This window comes from Koromonas humicola, assembly GCF_059726255.1.
Window position 1 is genome coordinate 1,197,270 of the sequence record NZ_AP040873.1, and the last position, 18,134, is coordinate 1,215,403.

15 protein-coding genes are annotated in these 18,134 nt (G+C 56.3%); 12 read left to right on the plus strand and 3 right to left on the minus strand.

What is annotated here, in order from left to right; genetic code table 11:
• Positions 1-116 precede the first annotated feature (116 nt).
• Positions 117-1,346, minus strand: coding sequence for a threonine ammonia-lyase (gene ilvA / locus AC6IZD_RS05210; RefSeq protein WP_497786626.1), 1,230 nt, complete (start codon positions 1,344-1,346; stop codon positions 117-119).
• A gap of 252 nt (positions 1,347-1,598) precedes the next feature.
• Between ilvA and AC6IZD_RS05215 the strand changes: the two genes are divergently transcribed.
• From AC6IZD_RS05215 to murG, 12 genes are all read left to right on the plus strand, one after another.
• Entirely contained in the window at positions 1,599-2,702 is a 1,104-nt protein-coding gene (locus tag AC6IZD_RS05215; protein ID WP_497786627.1) for a GDP-mannose 4,6-dehydratase, read from the plus strand.
• Entirely contained in the window at positions 2,702-3,994 is a 1,293-nt protein-coding gene (locus AC6IZD_RS05220; RefSeq protein WP_497786628.1) for a TIGR04295 family B12-binding domain-containing radical SAM protein, read from the plus strand. Before AC6IZD_RS05215 ends, AC6IZD_RS05220 begins: the two co-directional genes overlap by 1 nt.
• A gap of 470 nt (positions 3,995-4,464) precedes the next feature.
• A complete protein-coding gene (locus AC6IZD_RS05225) occupies positions 4,465-4,905 on the plus strand; it encodes a division/cell wall cluster transcriptional repressor MraZ (protein ID WP_497786629.1) in 441 nt (146 codons plus the stop codon).
• Positions 4,906-4,947: 42 nt separating this feature from the next.
• The gene (gene rsmH / locus AC6IZD_RS05230; protein ID WP_497787560.1) at positions 4,948-5,895 is read left to right on the plus strand and encodes a 16S rRNA (cytosine(1402)-N(4))-methyltransferase RsmH; all 948 of its coding nucleotides are present in this window, start codon (positions 4,948-4,950) and stop codon (positions 5,893-5,895) included.
• An 81-nt stretch (positions 5,896-5,976) separates the two neighbouring features.
• A complete protein-coding gene (locus AC6IZD_RS05235) occupies positions 5,977-6,474 on the plus strand; it encodes a cell division protein FtsL (RefSeq protein WP_497786630.1) in 498 nt (165 codons plus the stop codon).
• 256 nt (positions 6,475-6,730) lie between these two features.
• Entirely contained in the window at positions 6,731-8,827 is a 2,097-nt protein-coding gene (locus AC6IZD_RS05240; protein WP_497786631.1) for a penicillin-binding protein, read from the plus strand.
• A gap of 26 nt (positions 8,828-8,853) precedes the next feature.
• Positions 8,854-10,353, plus strand: a complete 1,500-nt coding sequence (locus tag AC6IZD_RS05245; RefSeq protein WP_497786632.1) for a UDP-N-acetylmuramoyl-L-alanyl-D-glutamate--2,6-diaminopimelate ligase — start codon at positions 8,854-8,856, stop codon at positions 10,351-10,353.
• Positions 10,350-11,723 carry a UDP-N-acetylmuramoyl-tripeptide--D-alanyl-D-alanine ligase gene (locus tag AC6IZD_RS05250; RefSeq protein WP_497786633.1) on the plus strand — a complete coding sequence of 458 codons (1,374 nt, stop codon included), beginning with the start codon at positions 10,350-10,352 and terminating at the stop codon, positions 11,721-11,723. The genes AC6IZD_RS05245 and AC6IZD_RS05250 overlap by 4 nt, the downstream gene beginning before the upstream one ends.
• A 70-nt stretch (positions 11,724-11,793) precedes the next feature.
• Positions 11,794-12,933 (plus strand): phospho-N-acetylmuramoyl-pentapeptide-transferase, encoded by a 1,140-nt coding sequence (gene mraY, locus AC6IZD_RS05255; RefSeq protein ID WP_497786634.1) that lies wholly within the window; start codon positions 11,794-11,796, stop codon positions 12,931-12,933.
• A 38-nt stretch (positions 12,934-12,971) separates the two neighbouring features.
• Positions 12,972-14,351: a UDP-N-acetylmuramoyl-L-alanine--D-glutamate ligase gene (gene murD / locus AC6IZD_RS05260; protein ID WP_497786635.1), complete on the plus strand. Its 1,380-nt coding sequence runs from the start codon at positions 12,972-12,974 to the stop codon at positions 14,349-14,351.
• Positions 14,352-15,443: a putative lipid II flippase FtsW gene (ftsW, locus tag AC6IZD_RS05265; protein ID WP_497786636.1), complete on the plus strand. Its 1,092-nt coding sequence runs from the start codon at positions 14,352-14,354 to the stop codon at positions 15,441-15,443.
• Between the two features lies 1 nt (position 15,444).
• Positions 15,445-16,503 carry an undecaprenyldiphospho-muramoylpentapeptide beta-N-acetylglucosaminyltransferase gene (gene murG / locus AC6IZD_RS05270; protein ID WP_497786637.1) on the plus strand — a complete coding sequence of 353 codons (1,059 nt, stop codon included), beginning with the start codon at positions 15,445-15,447 and terminating at the stop codon, positions 16,501-16,503.
• Here the strand turns inward: murG and AC6IZD_RS05275 are convergent, their stop codons facing one another.
• Both AC6IZD_RS05275 and AC6IZD_RS05280 read right to left on the minus strand, forming a co-directional pair.
• The gene (locus tag AC6IZD_RS05275) at positions 16,504-17,322 is read right to left on the minus strand and encodes an ABC transporter ATP-binding protein (RefSeq protein WP_497786638.1); all 819 of its coding nucleotides are present in this window, start codon (positions 17,320-17,322) and stop codon (positions 16,504-16,506) included.
• 3 nt (positions 17,323-17,325) lie between these two features.
• Positions 17,326-18,105 (minus strand): MlaE family ABC transporter permease, encoded by a 780-nt coding sequence (locus AC6IZD_RS05280; RefSeq protein ID WP_497786639.1) that lies wholly within the window; start codon positions 18,103-18,105, stop codon positions 17,326-17,328.
• Between the last annotated feature and the right edge of the window lie 29 nt (positions 18,106-18,134).

Genomic DNA, 18,134 nt, shown 5'->3' on the forward strand with positions numbered 1-18,134 from the left:
CCGGAAATAAGTTTAGACGAGAGGAACGAACATTGGATAGCGCAGGGTCGCTCTGCAGTCCAGGGCCGCAAACGAAAACGCTCCAGCACGGGAGCGTTTGTGAGTTGGACGATGGATTACTGAATGCGCTCGAACTGGTATCCAGCTTTCAAAAGAGCCCCGAGCAAGTTCTCGACGTGTTCGTTGCCGCGAGTTTCAACCGTGAGATCGATGGCAGAGTAGCCAAGATCAACTCCGAACTTGCGGTCGTAGGCTGTCTCTACGATGTTCGCGCGGTGATCAGCGAGAACTCCCGTCAACGTATGCAGCGCACCGGGGTAGTCGGGCAGGTGAATGCGAAGACGGATCAGGCGTCCGTCCTTCGCGAGGCCGCGCTCGATGATGCGGGAGAGAATGCCCACATCGATGTTGCCTCCGCTGATTACGGCCGCAATGCGCTTGCCTGTGCAGTCCACTTTGCGATGCAGAATGGCAGCTACAGCAGCAGCTCCTGCCCCTTCGGCCACAGTCTTCTCGCGCTCAAGCAAAAGCAGAATGGCGCTGGCGATTTCTTCTTCTTCGACCGTAACGATCTCGTCCACGTACTTGCGCACCATGGGCATGGTGCGCTCTCCTGCGCGGCGAACGGCGATGCCATCGGCGAGAGTAGAAGCTACGGGAAGCGTGACTAGCTGATTGGCGTCAATGGCCGCCTTCATGGAAGGCAGGCGAGAGGTTTGCACACCAATGACTCGGATGCGCGGATTGATCTCCTTCAGGGCACAAGCCATGCCGCTGATGAGACCTCCACCGCCGATGGCGGTCACAACCAAGTCGATATCTGGAGTCTGGCTGAGTAGCTCGAGACCGAGCGTACCCTGTCCGGCGATTACGGCATCATCATCAAAGGCGTGAACGAAAGTGAGTCCGTCCTCTACAGCACGACGCTTTGCTTCTTCACAGGCTTCATCGTAGTTGGCTCCGTGCAGGATCACATCACCCCCAAAGCGACGAGTGGCCATCACTTTGTTCAAGGGAGTTGCGAGAGGCATTACGATCTGCGCTGCGATCTTTCGCTTGCTGGCATGGTAGGAAACAGCCTGGGCATGGTTGCCCGCCGAAGCAGCTATTAGCCCTCGACCGCGTTCCTCTGGGGTAAGCTCAAGGATTTTGTTCAGCGCCCCGCGTTCCTTGTAAGCGCCCGTCATCTGCAGGTTTTCCATCTTCAGGAAGACCTTGTTGCCGGAGATCTGGGAGAAAGTTTCCGATTGAGAGCAGGGTGAAAGGTACACCGATTCGCGGATCCGCGAATACGCCCTTCTCACGTCATCAACTGTGACCATGGCTTCTGCCGCGCCAGCGGACATATAGTTTTATTCCTCTATAGCGATGCGCTTTAGTCCAAAGGGCTTAAGGATCTCGCGGGGATTGTTTTCAAGTATAAGCGATTCGAGCAGCTTCTACCGAGTTCCCGATCAAAATGGACTTCGGAGTCAACGTATATACGAGGGCTCGCATCTACTTACCCGTGTTGGAACTGCCAGAAAGTAAATTGACTTTGCCCCGTGAATGTGACGAATGATGTTCCGGGAGACAACAGGGGACGCAACGAAATGGCAATGACGAGGTCAGAGTTCCGGTCCATTGTGATTTTTGGCGGAGCCGGATTCATCGGCTCGAACTGGACCGAGAGACTACTGAAGACCACCGACGCAAAGGTCCATGTATTCGACAACCTCTCCCGGCAGGGCGCACGGCACAATCTGGAGTACTTGCAGAAGGTGGCAGGGCGCAGCGGGCGTTTGCAGATTACGGTAGGCGATGTGCGCGACGCAGAGATGGTGAGCCGCGTAGTGAAGTACGCCACGGAGATCTACAATTTCGCCGCGCAAGTGGCGGTGACGACCTCATTGGTGGACCCCAAGCTGGATTTCGACGTCAACCTGGGCGGAACATTCAACATTCTGGAAGCGGCACGGCGGCACGGGAACAATCCCTTTCTGTTGTTTACCTCGACCAACAAGGTTTATGGCAACTCGAGCGATGGCGAAGTGCGCGTTGAGGGCAATCGCTACGTCTCGGTGGACGGTAGTGGAACGAACGAATCGCAGCCACTAGATTTTCACTCGCCCTACGGTTGCTCCAAGGGTGGTGCAGACCAATATGTGCGGGATTACGCGCGTATCTACGGATTACGGTCCGTTGTGTTTCGAATGTCGTGCATTGCTGGTCCAAGGCAGTTTGGCAGCGAAGATCAGGGGTGGGTGGCACACTTCCTGTATTCGGCACTCGAAGGAAAGCCAATCACAATCTATGGCGATGGGCGGCAAGTGCGCGACGTGCTCTACGTCGAAGATCTCTTGAACGCATTCGAGTTGGCGTATGGCAACCGTAAGGTCACCGCAGGACAGATCTACAACATTGGCGGCGGCACGAGGAATACGGTTTCGCTGTTGGAGTTGATGGACCGCATTGAGGAGTTGACGAATGCACGGTCGCCTTATGACTTCGGGGAGAAGCGTGCCGGGGATCAACTGATTTATGTGACCGACCACGGAAAGTTCACGCGGGAAACAGGGTGGGAGCCGAAAGTGGATCTGGATGGGATCCTCAAGGGGATCTACAAGTGGTACAGGGCCAATCGCGAGGTGTTGGCTCCAACGCGCGCGGAAATACTTCGAGAGTCGCCGGAGCTGGTGGCATCACTGCGGAGAATCGCCTGATGTCCAAGTATGCCTTGGTGAATCCTAACTGGGACTTTGAGGGCTCGACCTACTTTGGATGTAAAGACCCGCACACGCCTTTGGAGTTGCTGTTTGCGGCACAGAAGATCCGCGCTCGCGGGAACGAAGCTCTGGTGATCGATGCCCAAACCGAAGACCGAACTCTGGCCGACGTTCGCGAGCAGGTCGCTGAGTTTGATCCGGATTTCCTTGTCATTCCTTCGACTCCGTCTTATCTGTTCTGGCGTTGTCCTCCGCCAGAGGTCCGGGTGCCACGGGAATGGTTCGCAGGAATTGGCGGCAGGGCAAAGAAGGTTCTGATTGGGCCACATAGCTCGGCGACGCCGAGGGCTGCGATGCAAAAGACCGGCGCGGACATCGTCATAAAAGGCGAGAGCGAGGATGCGCTGGCGGCATTGGCTTCGGAGCCTTGGGAAATGATCGACGGGGTGTGCTTCCGGGAGGCTTCGGGTCGTGAGCACTACAGCACCGGGCAGGCCGTGGTGGATATGAGGACGCTCGGCGCTCTAGACTTCGGCGATTATCCCGTGGAGAAGCACTGGCATCGGCATCACGTGTTTAATCAAGGAAGTGGGCGCGGGGCCGAAGTGGAGTTCGCCCGTGGCTGCCCCTGGAACTGCAATTTTTGCAACAAGCAGCTCTTCCGTAATAAGTTCCGAGAACGCGATGTCGATTCCGTTCTGCTGGAAATTGATCGACTAATTGCGCGAGGAGTCGATTACATCTATTTCATCGATGAAATTTTTGGCGTCGGCAAAAACGTGCTGCGTCTGCTGGAAGGAATCGCCGCGCGGAAAGTAAATATCGGTTTCCAGACGCGTATAGATCTGTGGAACGAAGAGAAGCTTGACCTTTTAGGCAGGGCGCACACGATTTCCATCGAATGCGGGATCGAGTCGATCACCGACGAGGGGCGGGACGAACTCAACAAGAACTGCCGCATGAGCACCGAGAGAATCAGCGAATTGCTGATCTACGCCCGAAAGCGAATTCCGTGGGTGCAGGCGAATCTGATCCTCACCGAGCACGATGATCGCGGCGAGATTCGACGGTGGCAGGAAAGGCTGAAATCCGAAGGCGTGTGGGTCAGCGAACCGGTGCCAATGTATCCCTTCCCCGGATCGCCACTTTATATACAGACGTTTGGCGCGCCTCCTGACGACCAGGCATGGGAACGGGCACATCGTTATTACACCAACCTCTTTGATCCAAAGGGATACAGTGACATTCAGGAACAAAGACCGCTGGCTCTCGAAGTTTTGGAGAAATAAAGCTAAAGTCGCGCGTTGATTTTGCCGAAACCTGTTGTATAGCTGGCGCCGTCACTTATGGCAGCCGGGAAAGGTCAGGGCCGAGCGCCCTGAACACGTGAGGGACCTCAAGGTCCCGGAGGCAGTCGCTGAGTCAGGCCAGCGGCTGCCTTTCTTGTTTTCAGCTAACCGGCTTTCATCAACACAAGTTCCTCAATGAAAGCTCCTGAATCTAGGGTGTTTACCTGTTTCTGGGAGCGCTTCGCCCGCTGTTTCAGCTCAAACGCGAAATTCTTGGGCTGAACACAAAAAATCTCTGAATAAAAACGCATTTAGCCCTTGACAGGCAAAGGAATGAAGGTAGGATGGAGTCCAGTGGAGCGTAGTGGAGTCTAGGGGAGTGAATTGGAACCCAAGAGACTCAAAAACGACGCTTCATAAGCCTCCTCCGACTTAACCCGGAGGGTTTGCCCATTGAGAGGGCTTTCAAAATGTTTCGCGGCAACTGCCCAACCCGACTGGATGAGAAGGGCCGCCTGAAGATTCCCGCCGATTTCAAGCATGAGATCGACAGGAGCTACGACGGTCGATTTTATCTCACCAGCCTGAATGGGGAGGTTATCAAGCTGTATCCCCTGAGTGCGTGGGAGCAGTTTGAGTCGCAGGTGAAGAACGGCCCCGGCAGCTATCAGCAGAAGGAAAAGTTTCAGGAAGTGACCGGCTACTACGGTCAGAACGTTGAGATGGATAGCCAGGGGCGCGTGACGATTGCCGAATGGCTCCGCAACAAGTTTGGATTGAAGGGCGAAGTGGCCGTGCTGGGGAAGTTGGATCACATCGAGATTCGAGTGATGGAAGAGTTCGGCAAGGCGGTTGAGGCGAATCCGCTTACGCCGGATGAAATGAACGCTCTGTTGAGTTCGAGGAACTAGCGGGTGGGCGACGGTAAGGAGCCCGAAAACAGTGAAGGCGCTCTGAAGGGCGCGCATGGCGGACGGAAATTCAGTCATGCACCTGTTCTTTTAAATGAGGCAATCGACTTCCTGGCTGTAAAGCGCGGCGGGACTTATATCGATGCCACTCTCGGGTTGGGCGGACATAGTTCCGTCATCGCAGCAATGCTCGGACCCGAGGGACGGTTAATTGGCTTCGATAAAGACACCACGGCGCTGGAAATGGCACGCAAACGTTTGATGGCCCCCGAGGGGCGTCAACAGGACTGGCCCGAGATCACGCTGCATCATGCGTCGTACGCCGAAATAGCGGAGCGCGTGACCCCCGGCAGTGCTGATGGCGTACTCGCCGATCTGGGCGTCAGTTCGATGCAGTTTGACGATGCCAGCCGAGGATTCAGTTTTCAGGCGGAAGGTCCACTCGACATGCGGATGAATCCGAATGCCGAGCTAACCGCCGATCAAGTGGTAAACCAGTTCGACGAGAGCAATCTCGCTGATCTGATTTACGAATTCGGTGAGGAGAGGAGGTCGCGGAGAATCGCCAGAGCCATTGTTCGGGCACGGCCGATAAAATCGACCGCTCATCTAGCACAAGTTGTATCGGCCGCAGCCCGGCCAATGAAACAACCGCGAGGAAAAGGCATTCATCCTGCGACGCTGACTTTTCAAGCAATCCGAATTTACGTGAACCGCGAACTGGAGGATTTGAGGGCGCTGCTACAAGGTGCGCCCAATGTAATAAAGCCGGGTGGCAGGCTGGTAGTGATCAGCTTCCACTCGCTGGAAGATCGCATGGTGAAGGACGCCATACGAGAGGGAGCCCATGAGGGAATCTGGGAGCCCTTGACCAAGAAGCCGGTGATTGCCTCAGACGAGGAAATTGCGGAAAACGCGCGGGCAAGGTCCGCGAAGATGCGCGCGGCGATAAGGCTGGAAGCGCAAAAACGCAGGAAGAACGAAAGATAGATTTTTTCAAAGAGTTCTTCACAGCATGTGGAAAAACCTGTGAATGCTGTGGAAGAACGTGGAAAAGGTAGGGAGTGAAATATGGCGATCTGGGCAGCGGCATTGCCTCAACGCGTGAGTGCAGCACTTGAGAACACGGCTCCGGCCGCCCCGCGCCGTTACATGCCCGGGGCTCCCGAGATTTACTTCCATAAGGCAATCGACAACTCCCGACTGGTGCGTTCGGCCGATCCCGTTCGGCAGCGCGAAATGCGCATGTTCTCTGTGACGGTGGTGATCTGCTTCATCATGGCCCTCGTATATCTGGGCCAGCACTGCAGCTCGATCGAGTACGGATACAAGATCGAAGACCTCCGTGCGAAGCGTGACCAGCTCGCGGACGTAAATCGCACGTTGAAGCTAGAGCAAGCCACGCTGAAGGAACCGGCTCGCATCGATGCTTTGGCGCGCAGTATGGGGATGTCGTTGCCTGCAGTGGGCCAGGTGCAACGTCTTGATGATTCGAGCACGGTTGGCGATACGGGCGCTCCGGTGATGGCGAAGGCCACGAACGTCTCAGTGATTTCAGTTCCAAACTAAGGCACGAACTCGAAGGTGGGTTCAGGGCAAACGACGGCCCGGGTGCGCCTTTTTTCACATGTAGCACCTGTACGGGCCGTCAGCACTGTATTAACTTTGAAATATGCAGTTTCCCGGCCTTCTCAAAGCATTTCGGCGCGTCTCGCGCGCTTCTTCATTCGTGTGGAACAGCACCCAAGGCTGTTCCGGAATGGCCGGTGAGTTCAATTCGCGCGCAGGAGACTTTCCGGGCTCCCTCGCGGTGCGGGTGTAAGCGATGGCTGGCGGCAAGACTCCAATTGATGCACAGTCTCGCCTTCTACGTTTCGGGATCTTTCTCCTTGCATGGGCGTTAATCATTGTTCTACGTCTTGCATATCTTCAGGTCCTGCACTACGGAGAGTGGGTTCAGCGTGCGCAAAGGCAGCAACAGCGCACAGTAGAAGTTTCGCCACAACGCGGAATTATCTACGACCGAAACGGGCAGGAACTGGCGATGACGGTGCAGGTCGATTCCGTTTTCGCTGTACCGAGCGAAATTCCCGATCAGAAGACTACGGCAGAGATTCTTAGCAAGCTCACGGGCGAAGATGCGATGAGCATTCTGCAGCGTCTGCAATCGCAGAGGAATTTCGCGTGGGTCGCTCGCAAGATCGATGCTGACGTTGCGGCGCGAGTTCGTGCACTGAATCTGCGCGGAATTTACTTCCAGAAAGAACTGAAGCGTTTCTATCCGAAGCGCGCGCTGGCCGCCCAGGTGCTTGGCTACGTGGGCATGGAAGATAGTGGCCTGGCCGGTATAGAGCATCTTTACCAAACGCAGTTGAACGGCGTGAAGGGCCGCGTCGTGATCACGATGGATGCGCGACGGAAGTGGTTCGGTCACATGGAGCATCCTCCAGAACCGGGCGCAAACGTGGTGCTCACGATTGACGAGAAGATTCAGTACATCGCCGAGAAAGAGCTGGAGCAGGCGATGCAGGAAACGCAGTCGTTGAGCGGAACGGTGGTCGTACAGAATCCGCGAACTGGCGAGATTCTGGCATTGGCCAACGCACCCTCGTTCAATCCGAATCTCTCGAAAGAGATCACTCCTGAGAAGCTAAAGAACCATGCGCTGAGCGATGTGTACGAGCCCGGATCAGTCTTTAAGACAGTGACGTTCTCATCCACATTCGATGAGAAACTGGCCCGGCCTGAGGAGATCGTGAACTGCGATCCCGGATACATTGTGATCGGCGGAATACGCATCCGTGACTCGCACCATATCGGAACCGTAAGCCTCGAAAGGGCATATGCGGAGTCGAGCGATACTGCGTCCGTCAAACTGGCAATGAGGATGGGCCCGGAGCGTTTCTACAAGCACATCAAGGATTACGGCTTTGGGCAACCCACAAATATAGAACTGCCGGGGGAAACTCGCGGGCTCGTTCGGAAGCCGGAACGCTGGGCAGCTTCGTCGATCGGTTCGGTCGCGATTGGGCAGGAAATAGGCGTCACGCCGTTGCAGATTGTTTCGATGATGTCGTCGATAGCGAATGATGGACTCTATTCGCCGCCACGCATCGTCGCCGGAGTGACCCCGCCGAATCAGGGGTATCAGCGAATCGAGTTCCACCCGCAAGGACAGCACCGGGTGATCTCTTCTTATACGGCGGCCATCATGCGTCGGCTAACGGAAGAGGTGGTGCTGGATGGAACGGCCCGTCGCGCGATTCTCGACGGCTACACGTCTGCCGGTAAAACGGGCACAGCGCAGAAGATCGATCCACGGACGCACGCTTATTCCAAGACGGATTACGTCGCCAGCTTCGTTGGGTTTGCTCCGGTAGGCAATCCTGCAATCACGATTGCGGTCATTCTCGATTCGCCGCGCGGACTGCACCAGGGCGGCCAAGTTTCGGCTCCGGTGTTTAAGCGCGTGGCAGAGCAGGTGCTGGCTTACTATGGCGTGCCGCACGATGTAGAGCCCAAGAACAATGCTGCGCGGCGTACACTCGTTGCAAGGGCCGCCGAAGCCGACAACGAAGACACACAGCAGCATGCGCCCGGTGAGATGATGGATTTGGCTGCGCTTGCGAACGCACCTACTCAGGCTGCGCCAATGCCAGCGGTACAGGGCGGTTCGGCTCCACTGCGCGCGCCGGAAACTACGCATCCTGATCCACGGGGCGGAACTGTTGTGCTCGATGTCTCGGGCGGTTCTACGGTACCATCGCTGCTTGGTTTGTCGATGCGCGCCGCGGTTGAGGCGGCACACAAAGCTGGATTTGAGCTACGCATTGTGGGCAGTGGAACTGCACGTGAACAGCAGCCACCGCCGGGTTCATATCTGCCTGCCGGTTCGAAGATCGCCGTCCGTTTCTCTCGATGATCCAAGGGTGCTCTGAAAGATACGCTATGAATTTTCTTGAAATTCTCGATGGAGCCGAGGTGCTCTCGCAATCAGGCGAAGACTGCCGGATCAAGGGGCTCGACTACGATTCGCGCCGCGTTCGGCCGGAATGGGTGTTTGTGGCCATGCACGGTGAAAGCACCGACGGCAATCGGTACATCGATGCGGCAATCAAGGCTGGAGCAGTTGCAGTGGTCACCGATTCTGCGACGGAAACCCCTCGCGACGGCGTTGCGTGGGCGGTAGCGCAGCATGATCGACGCGCGTTGGCACGCTTGAGTGCCAATTTCTACAAGCATCCGGCTGAACATTTGCGCATCTCCGGTGTTACCGGCACGAATGGTAAGACGACAACCACGTTCATCGTGGAGGCCATATTGCGCTCTGCTGGCCGCAAGAACGCACTCATCGGAACCGTTGAGTATCACCTTCCGGGAGAGGTCTTGCCAGCCCCTCACACTACGCCCGAGTCGCTCGAACTGAACCAGATGTTCGCTCGCTCGCTGGCGCGGGGTGCAACCGAAGCGGTGATGGAGGTTTCCTCACACGCACTGCAACAGGGGCGCGTGTTCGGAGTGCCATTTGATGTGGCGATCTTCAGCAACCTGACACAGGACCATCTCGATTATCACGGCACGATGGATGAGTATTTTAAGGCAAAGCGCATCCTGTTTGAAGGTTGCGGAACCGAGGCTCCCCGTTGTGCAGTGGTGAACCTTGATGATGAGCATGGGCGCAAACTTGCCGAGTTTTCGCGCCGCCACTCAGAGTTGTTTACCTACGGAATCGAGCAGGGAGATTTTCACGCTGAGCATCTGGAGATGACGCCACAGGGAAATCGATTCTCGCTTACGACTCCGAAGGGCCCGATCGAGTTGCGCTCGCCCCTTGTAGGCCGAGTGAATGTGTACAACGTGATTGCGGCTTGCGCTGCGGCGTACGCACGTGGATGCACGGCAGAACAGATTGCGGCGGGGATATCTAACATTAGGCGCGTGCCGGGCCGATTTGAAGGCGTCGATGAAGGTCAGCCATTTGCTGTTGTTGTTGACTACGCGCACACGGACGATGCTCTGAAGAATTTGACCAAACTGGCGCGGGAGTTTGCTGAGCGCGGCAACGGGCGCGTTATCACGATCTTCGGATGCGGTGGCGACCGCGATCGTACGAAGCGTCCGAAGATGGGACGTGCAGCGGGACAGGGAAGCGATTTTGTGATCGTGACTGCCGATAATCCTCGCAGCGAGGATCCCGAGGCAATCATTGAGGAGTCGCTGCCAGGACTGCGCGAGACGCGTACTCCATTTGTGACCGAACCCGACCGGAGGAAGGCGATTGCAATGGCGCTGTCCAAGGCTCAAAAGGGAGATATCGTCCTGATCGCAGGAAAGGGGCACGAGCGCACGCAAACGACGCGTGACGGGGTGTTCCCGTTTGACGACTACCAGGTGGCGAGCGAAGAACTGAACCGGATCGGATACAAGCGAGGAGGCGCACACGCATGAAGCTTCCCTTGGGTAGAGTTGCCGAATTTACGCAGGGTCACGGAGTCTTCAATCGCGAGGCGGTGGCCGAAGGTTATTCGATTGACACTCGCACGTTGCGCCGGGGCGACCTGTTTTTTGCAATCAAGGGCGAGCGTCTTGATGGCCATGACTATGTAAAAGCCGCGCTCGATGCTGGTGCGGTCGGGGCCGTAGTGGCGCGGGACCAGCTTTCCCGGTTTGCCGATGATGCCAGCCTTATCGTCGTAGATGACACAACCATCGCTCTTCAGCATTTGGGCGCTGCGGTGCGAAGGCTGTGGGGCAAAAAGCTGATTGGAGTCACCGGCTCGGCTGGCAAGACGACAACCAAGGAATGCATTGCGCACGTGCTTGGCGCGCGGTTCCAGGTTCTGAAATCACTAGGAAATCTGAACAATCATTTTGGATTACCCATGCAGCTTTTGCGACTCGAACCGCAACACGAGATTGCGGTAATCGAGATGGGGATGTCGCACGCTGGCGAAATCACCCGGTTGGCCCAGATCGCAGCGCCTGATGAGGGCGTGGTGACGAATGTCGGGTTGGCGCACCTTGAGAGTTTTGGCACTCAGGCGGGAATCGCCAGGGCAAAGTACGAACTGATCGCATCACTTCCTGCGCGAGGTCACGCTTTCCTGAATGCAGACGACTCGTATGCTTCGCAGTTCGGTCGCGACTTCCATGGCAAAGTTACGCTGTATGGAATTGGACACCCGGCTGATTACCGCGCGGAGAATGTTGAGATGAGGGGGATTCTCGGCTCCAGGTTTGACATTGTTGGGCCAGGATTCCGCGAATCTGCAAATGTGCCGCTGATCGGTCGACACAACGTACTGAATGCGCTGGTGGCAGTGGCCGTCGCTACCGAGCACGGTGTAAGTCCGTCCGACGCCGTGACACGGCTGTCTTCACTCAGTGCGGGGGACAAGCGCGGTGAGGTGAGGGAAGTCGCGGGCGCAATTCTCATTAACGATTGTTACAATTCCAATCCGCAGGCACTCGATAGCATGGTCGCAGCCCTGGCGCAAACTCCGGCCAAGCGGCGCGTTGCGATTGCAGGCGAGATGCTGGAATTGGGGCCAACCTCGGCGGAATTGCATCGCCAATGCGGGCGCAACATGGCGCTGAACAAATTGGATTACGTTGTGGGCGTTCGCGGCAATGGAGAATCCATTGCTGAGGGCGCGGCTTCGGCCGGTGTCGCTTCAGAGTTTATGGAGACTCCCGAGCAGGCAGGTGAGTGGCTGGCAAAGAATCTGCGCGAGGGAGACGCTGTTTTGCTGAAAGGTTCGCGTGGCGTGGGCCTGGAGCGCGCGCTCGCAGTATTTGACGCGCAAAGAAAAATTTAGACCGGATTGCGGAACCGTGAATCCGCCCTAGTTCAACTGCGGGTAAGCCCCGCGCACGATTGAGGACCCATTGCTTTACTGGCTTTTATACGAATACATCTTTCGCCATTTCAACGTAGGACCCTTCAGGATCTTCCGGTACCTGACGTTCCGCACTGCATTCGCCAGTTTGACCGCACTATTCATGGCACTCATTATCGGGCCGTCGGTGATTCGACGTCTGCGGGAATTCCAAATAGGTCAGTACATTCGCGAGGAAGGACCGCGTTCGCACCAGAAGAAGGCTGGCACGCCGACAATGGGCGGCTTGCTCATTGTCGTTTCTATATTGTTGCCAACGCTACTCTGGTCAGATCTGTCGAATAAGTTTGTCTGGATCGCGGTAATGTCGACTCTGTCGTTCGGAGCTATCGGCTTCGCTGACGACTATCTTAAGGTTGTTCGCAAGCAAAACCTTGGGTTGAACGGGCGCAGCAAGTTGATGCTGCAAACACTGGTCGCGTTTGTGATCGCGGTTGTCCTGATCATGATGCAGGCCCAGGGCGACTATTCGACACACTTGATCGTGCCGTTCATGAAACGGTTTCGCCCAGATCTGGTGATGAGTGGATTGGTGCACAATCCTCATCTTTGGCCTATTGCGTTTCTTCCGTTCATTATCTTCGTGGTGTTTGTGCTGGTTGGTGCCAGCAACGCTGTGAATCTTACGGATGGTCTGGACGGGTTGGCGATTGGCTGTACGTTGATTGCCGCTGGAGCGCTTACGGTTCTCACTTATGTCAGCGGCCATGCAGTCTTCTCCGACTACCTGGAATTGCAGAAAATGCCGATGGTTGGGGAATTGACGATCTTCTGCGGAGCCATGGTGGGCTCGTCCATTGGATTCCTGTGGTACAACACACACCCGGCTGAAGTCTTCATGGGCGACGTGGGTTCGCTGGCCCTCGGCGGGGCAATTGGAACCGTAGCGGTCATCATCAAGCAGGAACTGTTGCTGCCGTTCTTTGGTGGAATTTTCGTTTTAGAAGCGCTATCGGTCATTTTGCAGGTAGGCTCGTTTAAGCTGCGGAAGAAACGCATCTTCCTGATGGCGCCCCTGCATCACCACTTTGAGCAACTCGGCTGGTCAGAATCGAAGGTGATTGTGCGATTCTGGATCGGCTCATTGATCTTTGCTTTGTTTGCCCTCACGACGCTCAAATTGCGTTAAGTTAAGAAGGCAAACTGCTCAATACAGGAATGGAATCCATGGACGTAAAAGGCAAGCGAGTTCTGGTAGTTGGATTGGGAAAATCGGGAGTGGCTTCAGCGCTATTCCTTGCATCGCGTGGCGCGCGTGTGACGGTGAGCGATGCCAAGAGCGAAGAGCAACTCCGCACTGAGATTCCCGCACTGCTCGATCGCGGCATTACCGTCGAAACCGGCAAGCATGGCGAGCGCACGTTCCGCGATCAGGACCTGATCGTGGTCAGCCCCGGCGTTCCGAACACGGTGGCTCCGTTGCAGCATGCGATTCGGTTGGGAATTCCTGTTATTGGCGAAATCGAATTGACGGCGCGCTTCCTCAAAGGCCAAATCGTTGCCATTACGGGTTCAAATGGAAAGACCACCACGACCACATTGACCGGAGAGGTGATTGCCTCGGGTGGGCGCAAAACACTCGTTGGAGGCAACATTGGAACCCCGGCCATCACGTTCGTGGAACAGTCTTCTCCGGACACCTGGGTCGTGCTGGAGATTTCAAGCTTCCAACTGGAGTCCATCGAGACCTTCCGCCCGCATATTTCTTCCATCCTAAACATCACGCCCGATCACTTGGACCGCCATGGTTCGATGGAGAACTACGTCGCGGCGAAGAAGCGGATTTTTGAGAATCAGACCTCGGATGACTTCGCCGTATTGAACGCTGATGACGAAATCTGCCGTGGATTGGCAAAGGGACTAAAGCCGCAGGTATTGTGGTTCAGCCGCAAGCATCCAGTGGAGCGCGGGGCATATGTAAATGGCGGTGCGATTGTGTATCGCGACGCAGAAGAAGTAGAGATCATGCCGGTTTCAGAAATCACTCTGAAGGGCACGCACAATGTGGAGAACGTGCTTGCCGCGGTCGCGATCGGTATGGCCGCCGGAATTGAGCCCTCGTCAATCAGGCGCGCTGTAAAGGATTTCCGTGCCGTCGAACATCGGCTTGAGTATGTAGCGACCTTGCGTGGTGTGCAGTACTACAACGACTCCAAGGCGACAAACGTCGATGCGACGATCAAGGCGCTGGAAGCGTTCCCGGCCAACATCCACCTGATTCTCGGAGGCAAGGACAAGGGCAGCGATTACACAGTCTTGAAGCCGCTGATCGCTGAGCGTGTGAAGCGCGTGTACACGATCGGTGCAGCCGCGGAGAAAATCGAGTCGCAGATCGGGACGGCCGTTCCGGTCATCCGCGCTCAGACGCTTGAATCGGCAGTGCGCAAAGCTGCAGACATCGCGGTTGAAGGAGACATCGTGCTCTTAGCTCCGGCTTGCGCGAGTTTCGATCAGTTCACGAGTTATGAAGAGCGAGGCCGGATATTTAAGGACCTAGTTCAGTCGCTGGCGGCTCTTCACTCGGAATCTCCTGCTGGAGGGCGGTAAGTGGCGAAGCGGGTCAGCGTCGATCGATGGCTATTCTGTATCACGCTGCTGATGACCTTCGCCGGACTGGTGATGGTTTTCAGCGCGTCGGCCATCGTCGCCAAGGAGCGATTCGGCTCTGAGACCGCATTTCTGTTGAAGCAGGGAATCTATGCTGCGGTGGGGTTGGCGGCGATGTTCGGCTTTATGCGATTGGATTATCGCAAGCTGAATCGTCCGGCATTGGTTTTCACCTGTCTCGGAATAACCTCGCTGTTTCTCGCGGCAGTCTTCCTGCTTGATCGCTCGCACAACACGCATCGCTGGATCAAGTTGGGTTTCTTGTCGTTTCAGCCGTCGGAGCTCGCAAAGCCGGCCATCATCCTCTTCATGGCTCATTTCCTGGAGAGCCGGTTGCGCTCCATCACCGACTTGCGACACACGCTGCTTCCGGCCATTGCGCCTACTGTCATCTTCTGCCTATTGATCGTTGCGCAGCCGGATTTAGGCACGGCCATGACCTGCGCTTTCATCACGGCAGCCATTCTGTATATCTGTGGCATGGAAGCGAAGTACTACCTGTGGGCGGTCCTGATATCGATTCCGCCGTTGTATGTGCTGCTTTTTCGAACGGCTTGGCGTGCGCGCCGCATGGTGGCCTTCATCAACCCATACGCTGATCCGCAGGGATCGGGTTTCCACATCATCCAGTCGCTCATTGCCGTGGGCACCGGAAGCCTGACCGGACTCGGATTGATGGAGGGCAAGCAGAAGCTGTTCTATTTGCCGGAGCCGCAGACCGATTTTATATTTGCCGTTGTGGCGGAAGAGTTGGGATTGCTTGGCTCCGTGTGCTTTGTCGCAGCGTTCGCGTTCTTCTGCTTCAGGGGATTGAGAGCCGCCTGGAACACTCGCGACAACTTTGCGCGGATCCTGGCCGTCGGCATTACTTCCATGATTGGCATCCAAGCATTCTTCAACATCAGCGTGGTGCTTGGATTGTTGCCGACAAAAGGCATTCCTCTGCCATTCATATCTTATGGTGGCTCATCGCTCATCGTGATGCTCGCATGTGTTGGTGTGCTGCTGAACATCACTCAACAGACTGATTGATATGAAGATAATTCTTGCCGGCGGTGGCACGGGCGGACACGTGATTCCTGCGCTCGCTATCGCTGAAGAACTCCGAAAACAGGGCCATGAGGCAGCGTTCGTCGGCACTCAGCGCGGCATAGAGATGCGTCTTGTTCCGAAGTCTGGGTTCCCGCTGTACACCGTCAAGGTTGGCGCGCTGAACCGCGTGAGTCTCGCTACACGTCTGCGCACTATGGCCGACCTGCCATTATCGATTCTGGCGGCCATGCGCATTCTTCGTGAGTTCAAGGCCCAGGCTGTTATCGGCGTCGGAGGTTTTGCGGCGGGGCCGGCAACGATGGCCGCTGTGCTGATGCGAATTCCGGTAATGCTGTTCGAGCCCAATGTCGTCCCGGGGTTTGCCAATCGCATGGTGGCGCGCTTTGCGGCCGTTGCGGCGGTACATTTCGAACGAACTGGTCGCTGGTTCCCGAAGTTTGAAGTAACAGGCGTGCCGGTGCGGCCCGCGTTCTTCTCTCTTCCACCCCGGCAGACGGATAGTCCTACACTGCTCGTTTTTGGAGGCAGCCAGGGAGCACGCGCATTGAACCGTCTTCTGCGTGATTCGGCGGCGGAGCTTTTGCGGTGTCTGCCTGGGTTGCGTATCGTTCACCAGACGGGCGAGCGCGAATTTGCCGAGGTGAGCCGCTATTATGCGGAACAAGGGCTGGACGTCCAGGTGAGCGCGTTCATCGACGACATGCCACAGAGCTTCGCGGATGCCGACCTTGTCGTCTGCCGCTCCGGCGCATCGACCGTGGCGGAAATAGCGGCGGCAGGGAAGTGTGCATTGTTCGTGCCGTTTCCGGGGGCTGCCGACGACCATCAGTTGCGCAACGCCGAGTTGCTGGCGCAAGAGAATGCCGCGCTGCTGATTCCAGAGAGCGAGCTGAGCTCAGAGCGTTTTGTGAACGAGGTCAGTGGACTACTAGCCGACCCCGCGAGGCTGGCGGAGATGTCTGCACACGCAAAGGCGCTCTCGCATCCTGATGCTGCAGCGCATATCGCACGAATGGCTTTGGCGACGATCGGTCGTTAGCTAAAGAGTCAGATACTCGCGGATATATTCATTCTCTGAGTTCGCAATTTCCTCGGCGCTTCCGTCGAAAATCTTTTTTCCATCCTTCATGACAAGGAAGCTTGTCCGCGAGTCCCAATTGGTTCCGGGAGGGACGGGTACCATCTTGTTGTGCTGCTGGTCGAAGGTGTGGGTGGCCATGGTGAACGCATCTTGCAGGCGATGCGTCACCAGCAGCGCACTGGTCTTGTAGAAATCGCGCTGCTTCACGATCAACTCGACTATGGTGGTCGAGGTTACGGGGTCGAGCCCAGCGGTTGGCGAATCGTAGAGCAGGATTTCAGGCTGTGAAATGATTGCGCGTGCAATGGCGACTCGGCGTCTCATGCCTCCAGAGAGTTCAGCGGGGAAGAGATGGATTGTCTGTTCTAGTTCCACGAAGCGCAATGCTTCGTGCACGCGATGTTGAATTTCGTCTTCAGGAGTCTTCTCTTCGTGGAGACGGAAAGCTACGTTCTCCTCGACTGATTGCGAGTCGAACAGTGCGGATTCCTGAAAAACCATCCCAAGCCGTCTGCGGAGGTCGTATAATTCCCGCTCGCGCATAGCCGTGATTTCCTGACCAAGCACGAAAATGCGGCCACTGTCGGGGCGTACGAGTCCGAGAGTGAGCTTGAGGATCGTAGTCTTTCCGGAACCTGCGACACCAAGTAGAACCTTGGTCGCACCTTGCTCCAGTTCGAAAGAGAGGCCATCAAGAATGACCTGCTCATCGAAGCGCAGGTGTACGTCCTCGAAGATAACTGCCTTTTCCAAACCGTTGGGAGCGGCGGTGCTCATTGTCTATAGCGGCCCCAGCACCACCATCAGCAGGCGGGTGACAATGAGATCCACGGCGAGAATCAGCACGCTGGCGGCAACCACAGCTTGCGTAGTGGCTCGACCCACACCTTGCGTGCCGCCCTTGGCACTCAGGCCGTAGTAGCAGCCCACGGTTGCGATGATGAAGCCGAACATCACGGGCTTAATCAGACCCATGAAGACATCCGCAAATCGCAGTGTTTGCCATGCTGAGGTCCAATACTCATTCAGATCGAGCCGCAGCAACAGAAGCGCAATTGCCGAACCACCGGCCAAGCCGACAAGATCCGAGAGGATCGTGAGGAAGAACAGCATGAATATCGTCGCGGACAAGCGCGGTGTTACCAGTTTGCGGGTAGGATCGGTGCCTAGAGCTCTCATGGCATCAACCTGTTCGGTTACGACCATGGAGCCGAGTTCGCTGGCCATGCCGCTGGCATTCCGGCCCGCGACCATCAGGCTGGTAAGCACGGGGCCCAATTCGCGCACCATCGACATCGATACAAGTTGTCCGGTGAAGGCCAGAGCACCAAAGCGGGCCAGGGAGTTCGCGCTCTGAAGAGCTAGAACTGCCCCGGTGAAGAATCCGGTTAGAACGACGATTGGCAGTGAGCCAACGCCGATGATATCCATCTGCTGGAGAATGTCGCCAAGATAAAGCGGCTGGCTGAATAAATTGGCAATGGCCCGCCAGGAAAGGATTGAATACTCCTGCACCGCCAGAACATTGCCCTTCGCGTATTCAGATAGAGAAAATGCCATTCGGTACGGGACGCCGCAATCAAATGAAA

Excerpts from the sequence above, each read along its gene's own strand:
- AC6IZD_RS05280 (WP_497786639.1), bottom strand. The coding sequence starts at position 18,105 with ATGGCATTTTCTCTATCTGAATACGCGAAGGGCAATGTTCTGGCGGTG.
- AC6IZD_RS05225 (WP_497786629.1), top strand. The coding sequence starts at position 4,465 with ATGTTTCGCGGCAACTGCCCAACCCGACTGGATGAGAAGGGCCGCCTG.
- murD (WP_497786635.1), top strand. The coding sequence starts at position 12,972 with ATGGACGTAAAAGGCAAGCGAGTTCTGGTAGTTGGATTGGGAAAATCG.
- AC6IZD_RS05275 (WP_497786638.1), bottom strand. The coding sequence starts at position 17,322 with ATGAGCACCGCCGCTCCCAACGGTTTGGAAAAGGCAGTTATCTTCGAG.
- ilvA (WP_497786626.1), bottom strand. The coding sequence starts at position 1,346 with ATGTCCGCTGGCGCGGCAGAAGCCATGGTCACAGTTGATGACGTGAGA.
- murG (WP_497786637.1), top strand. The coding sequence starts at position 15,445 with ATGAAGATAATTCTTGCCGGCGGTGGCACGGGCGGACACGTGATTCCT.
- AC6IZD_RS05245 (WP_497786632.1), top strand. The coding sequence starts at position 8,854 with ATGAATTTTCTTGAAATTCTCGATGGAGCCGAGGTGCTCTCGCAATCA.
- AC6IZD_RS05215 (WP_497786627.1), top strand. The coding sequence starts at position 1,599 with ATGACGAGGTCAGAGTTCCGGTCCATTGTGATTTTTGGCGGAGCCGGA.
- AC6IZD_RS05235 (WP_497786630.1), top strand. The coding sequence starts at position 5,977 with ATGGCGATCTGGGCAGCGGCATTGCCTCAACGCGTGAGTGCAGCACTT.
- AC6IZD_RS05250 (WP_497786633.1), top strand. The coding sequence starts at position 10,350 with ATGAAGCTTCCCTTGGGTAGAGTTGCCGAATTTACGCAGGGTCACGGA.
- AC6IZD_RS05220 (WP_497786628.1), top strand. The coding sequence starts at position 2,702 with ATGTCCAAGTATGCCTTGGTGAATCCTAACTGGGACTTTGAGGGCTCG.
- AC6IZD_RS05240 (WP_497786631.1), top strand. The coding sequence starts at position 6,731 with ATGGCTGGCGGCAAGACTCCAATTGATGCACAGTCTCGCCTTCTACGT.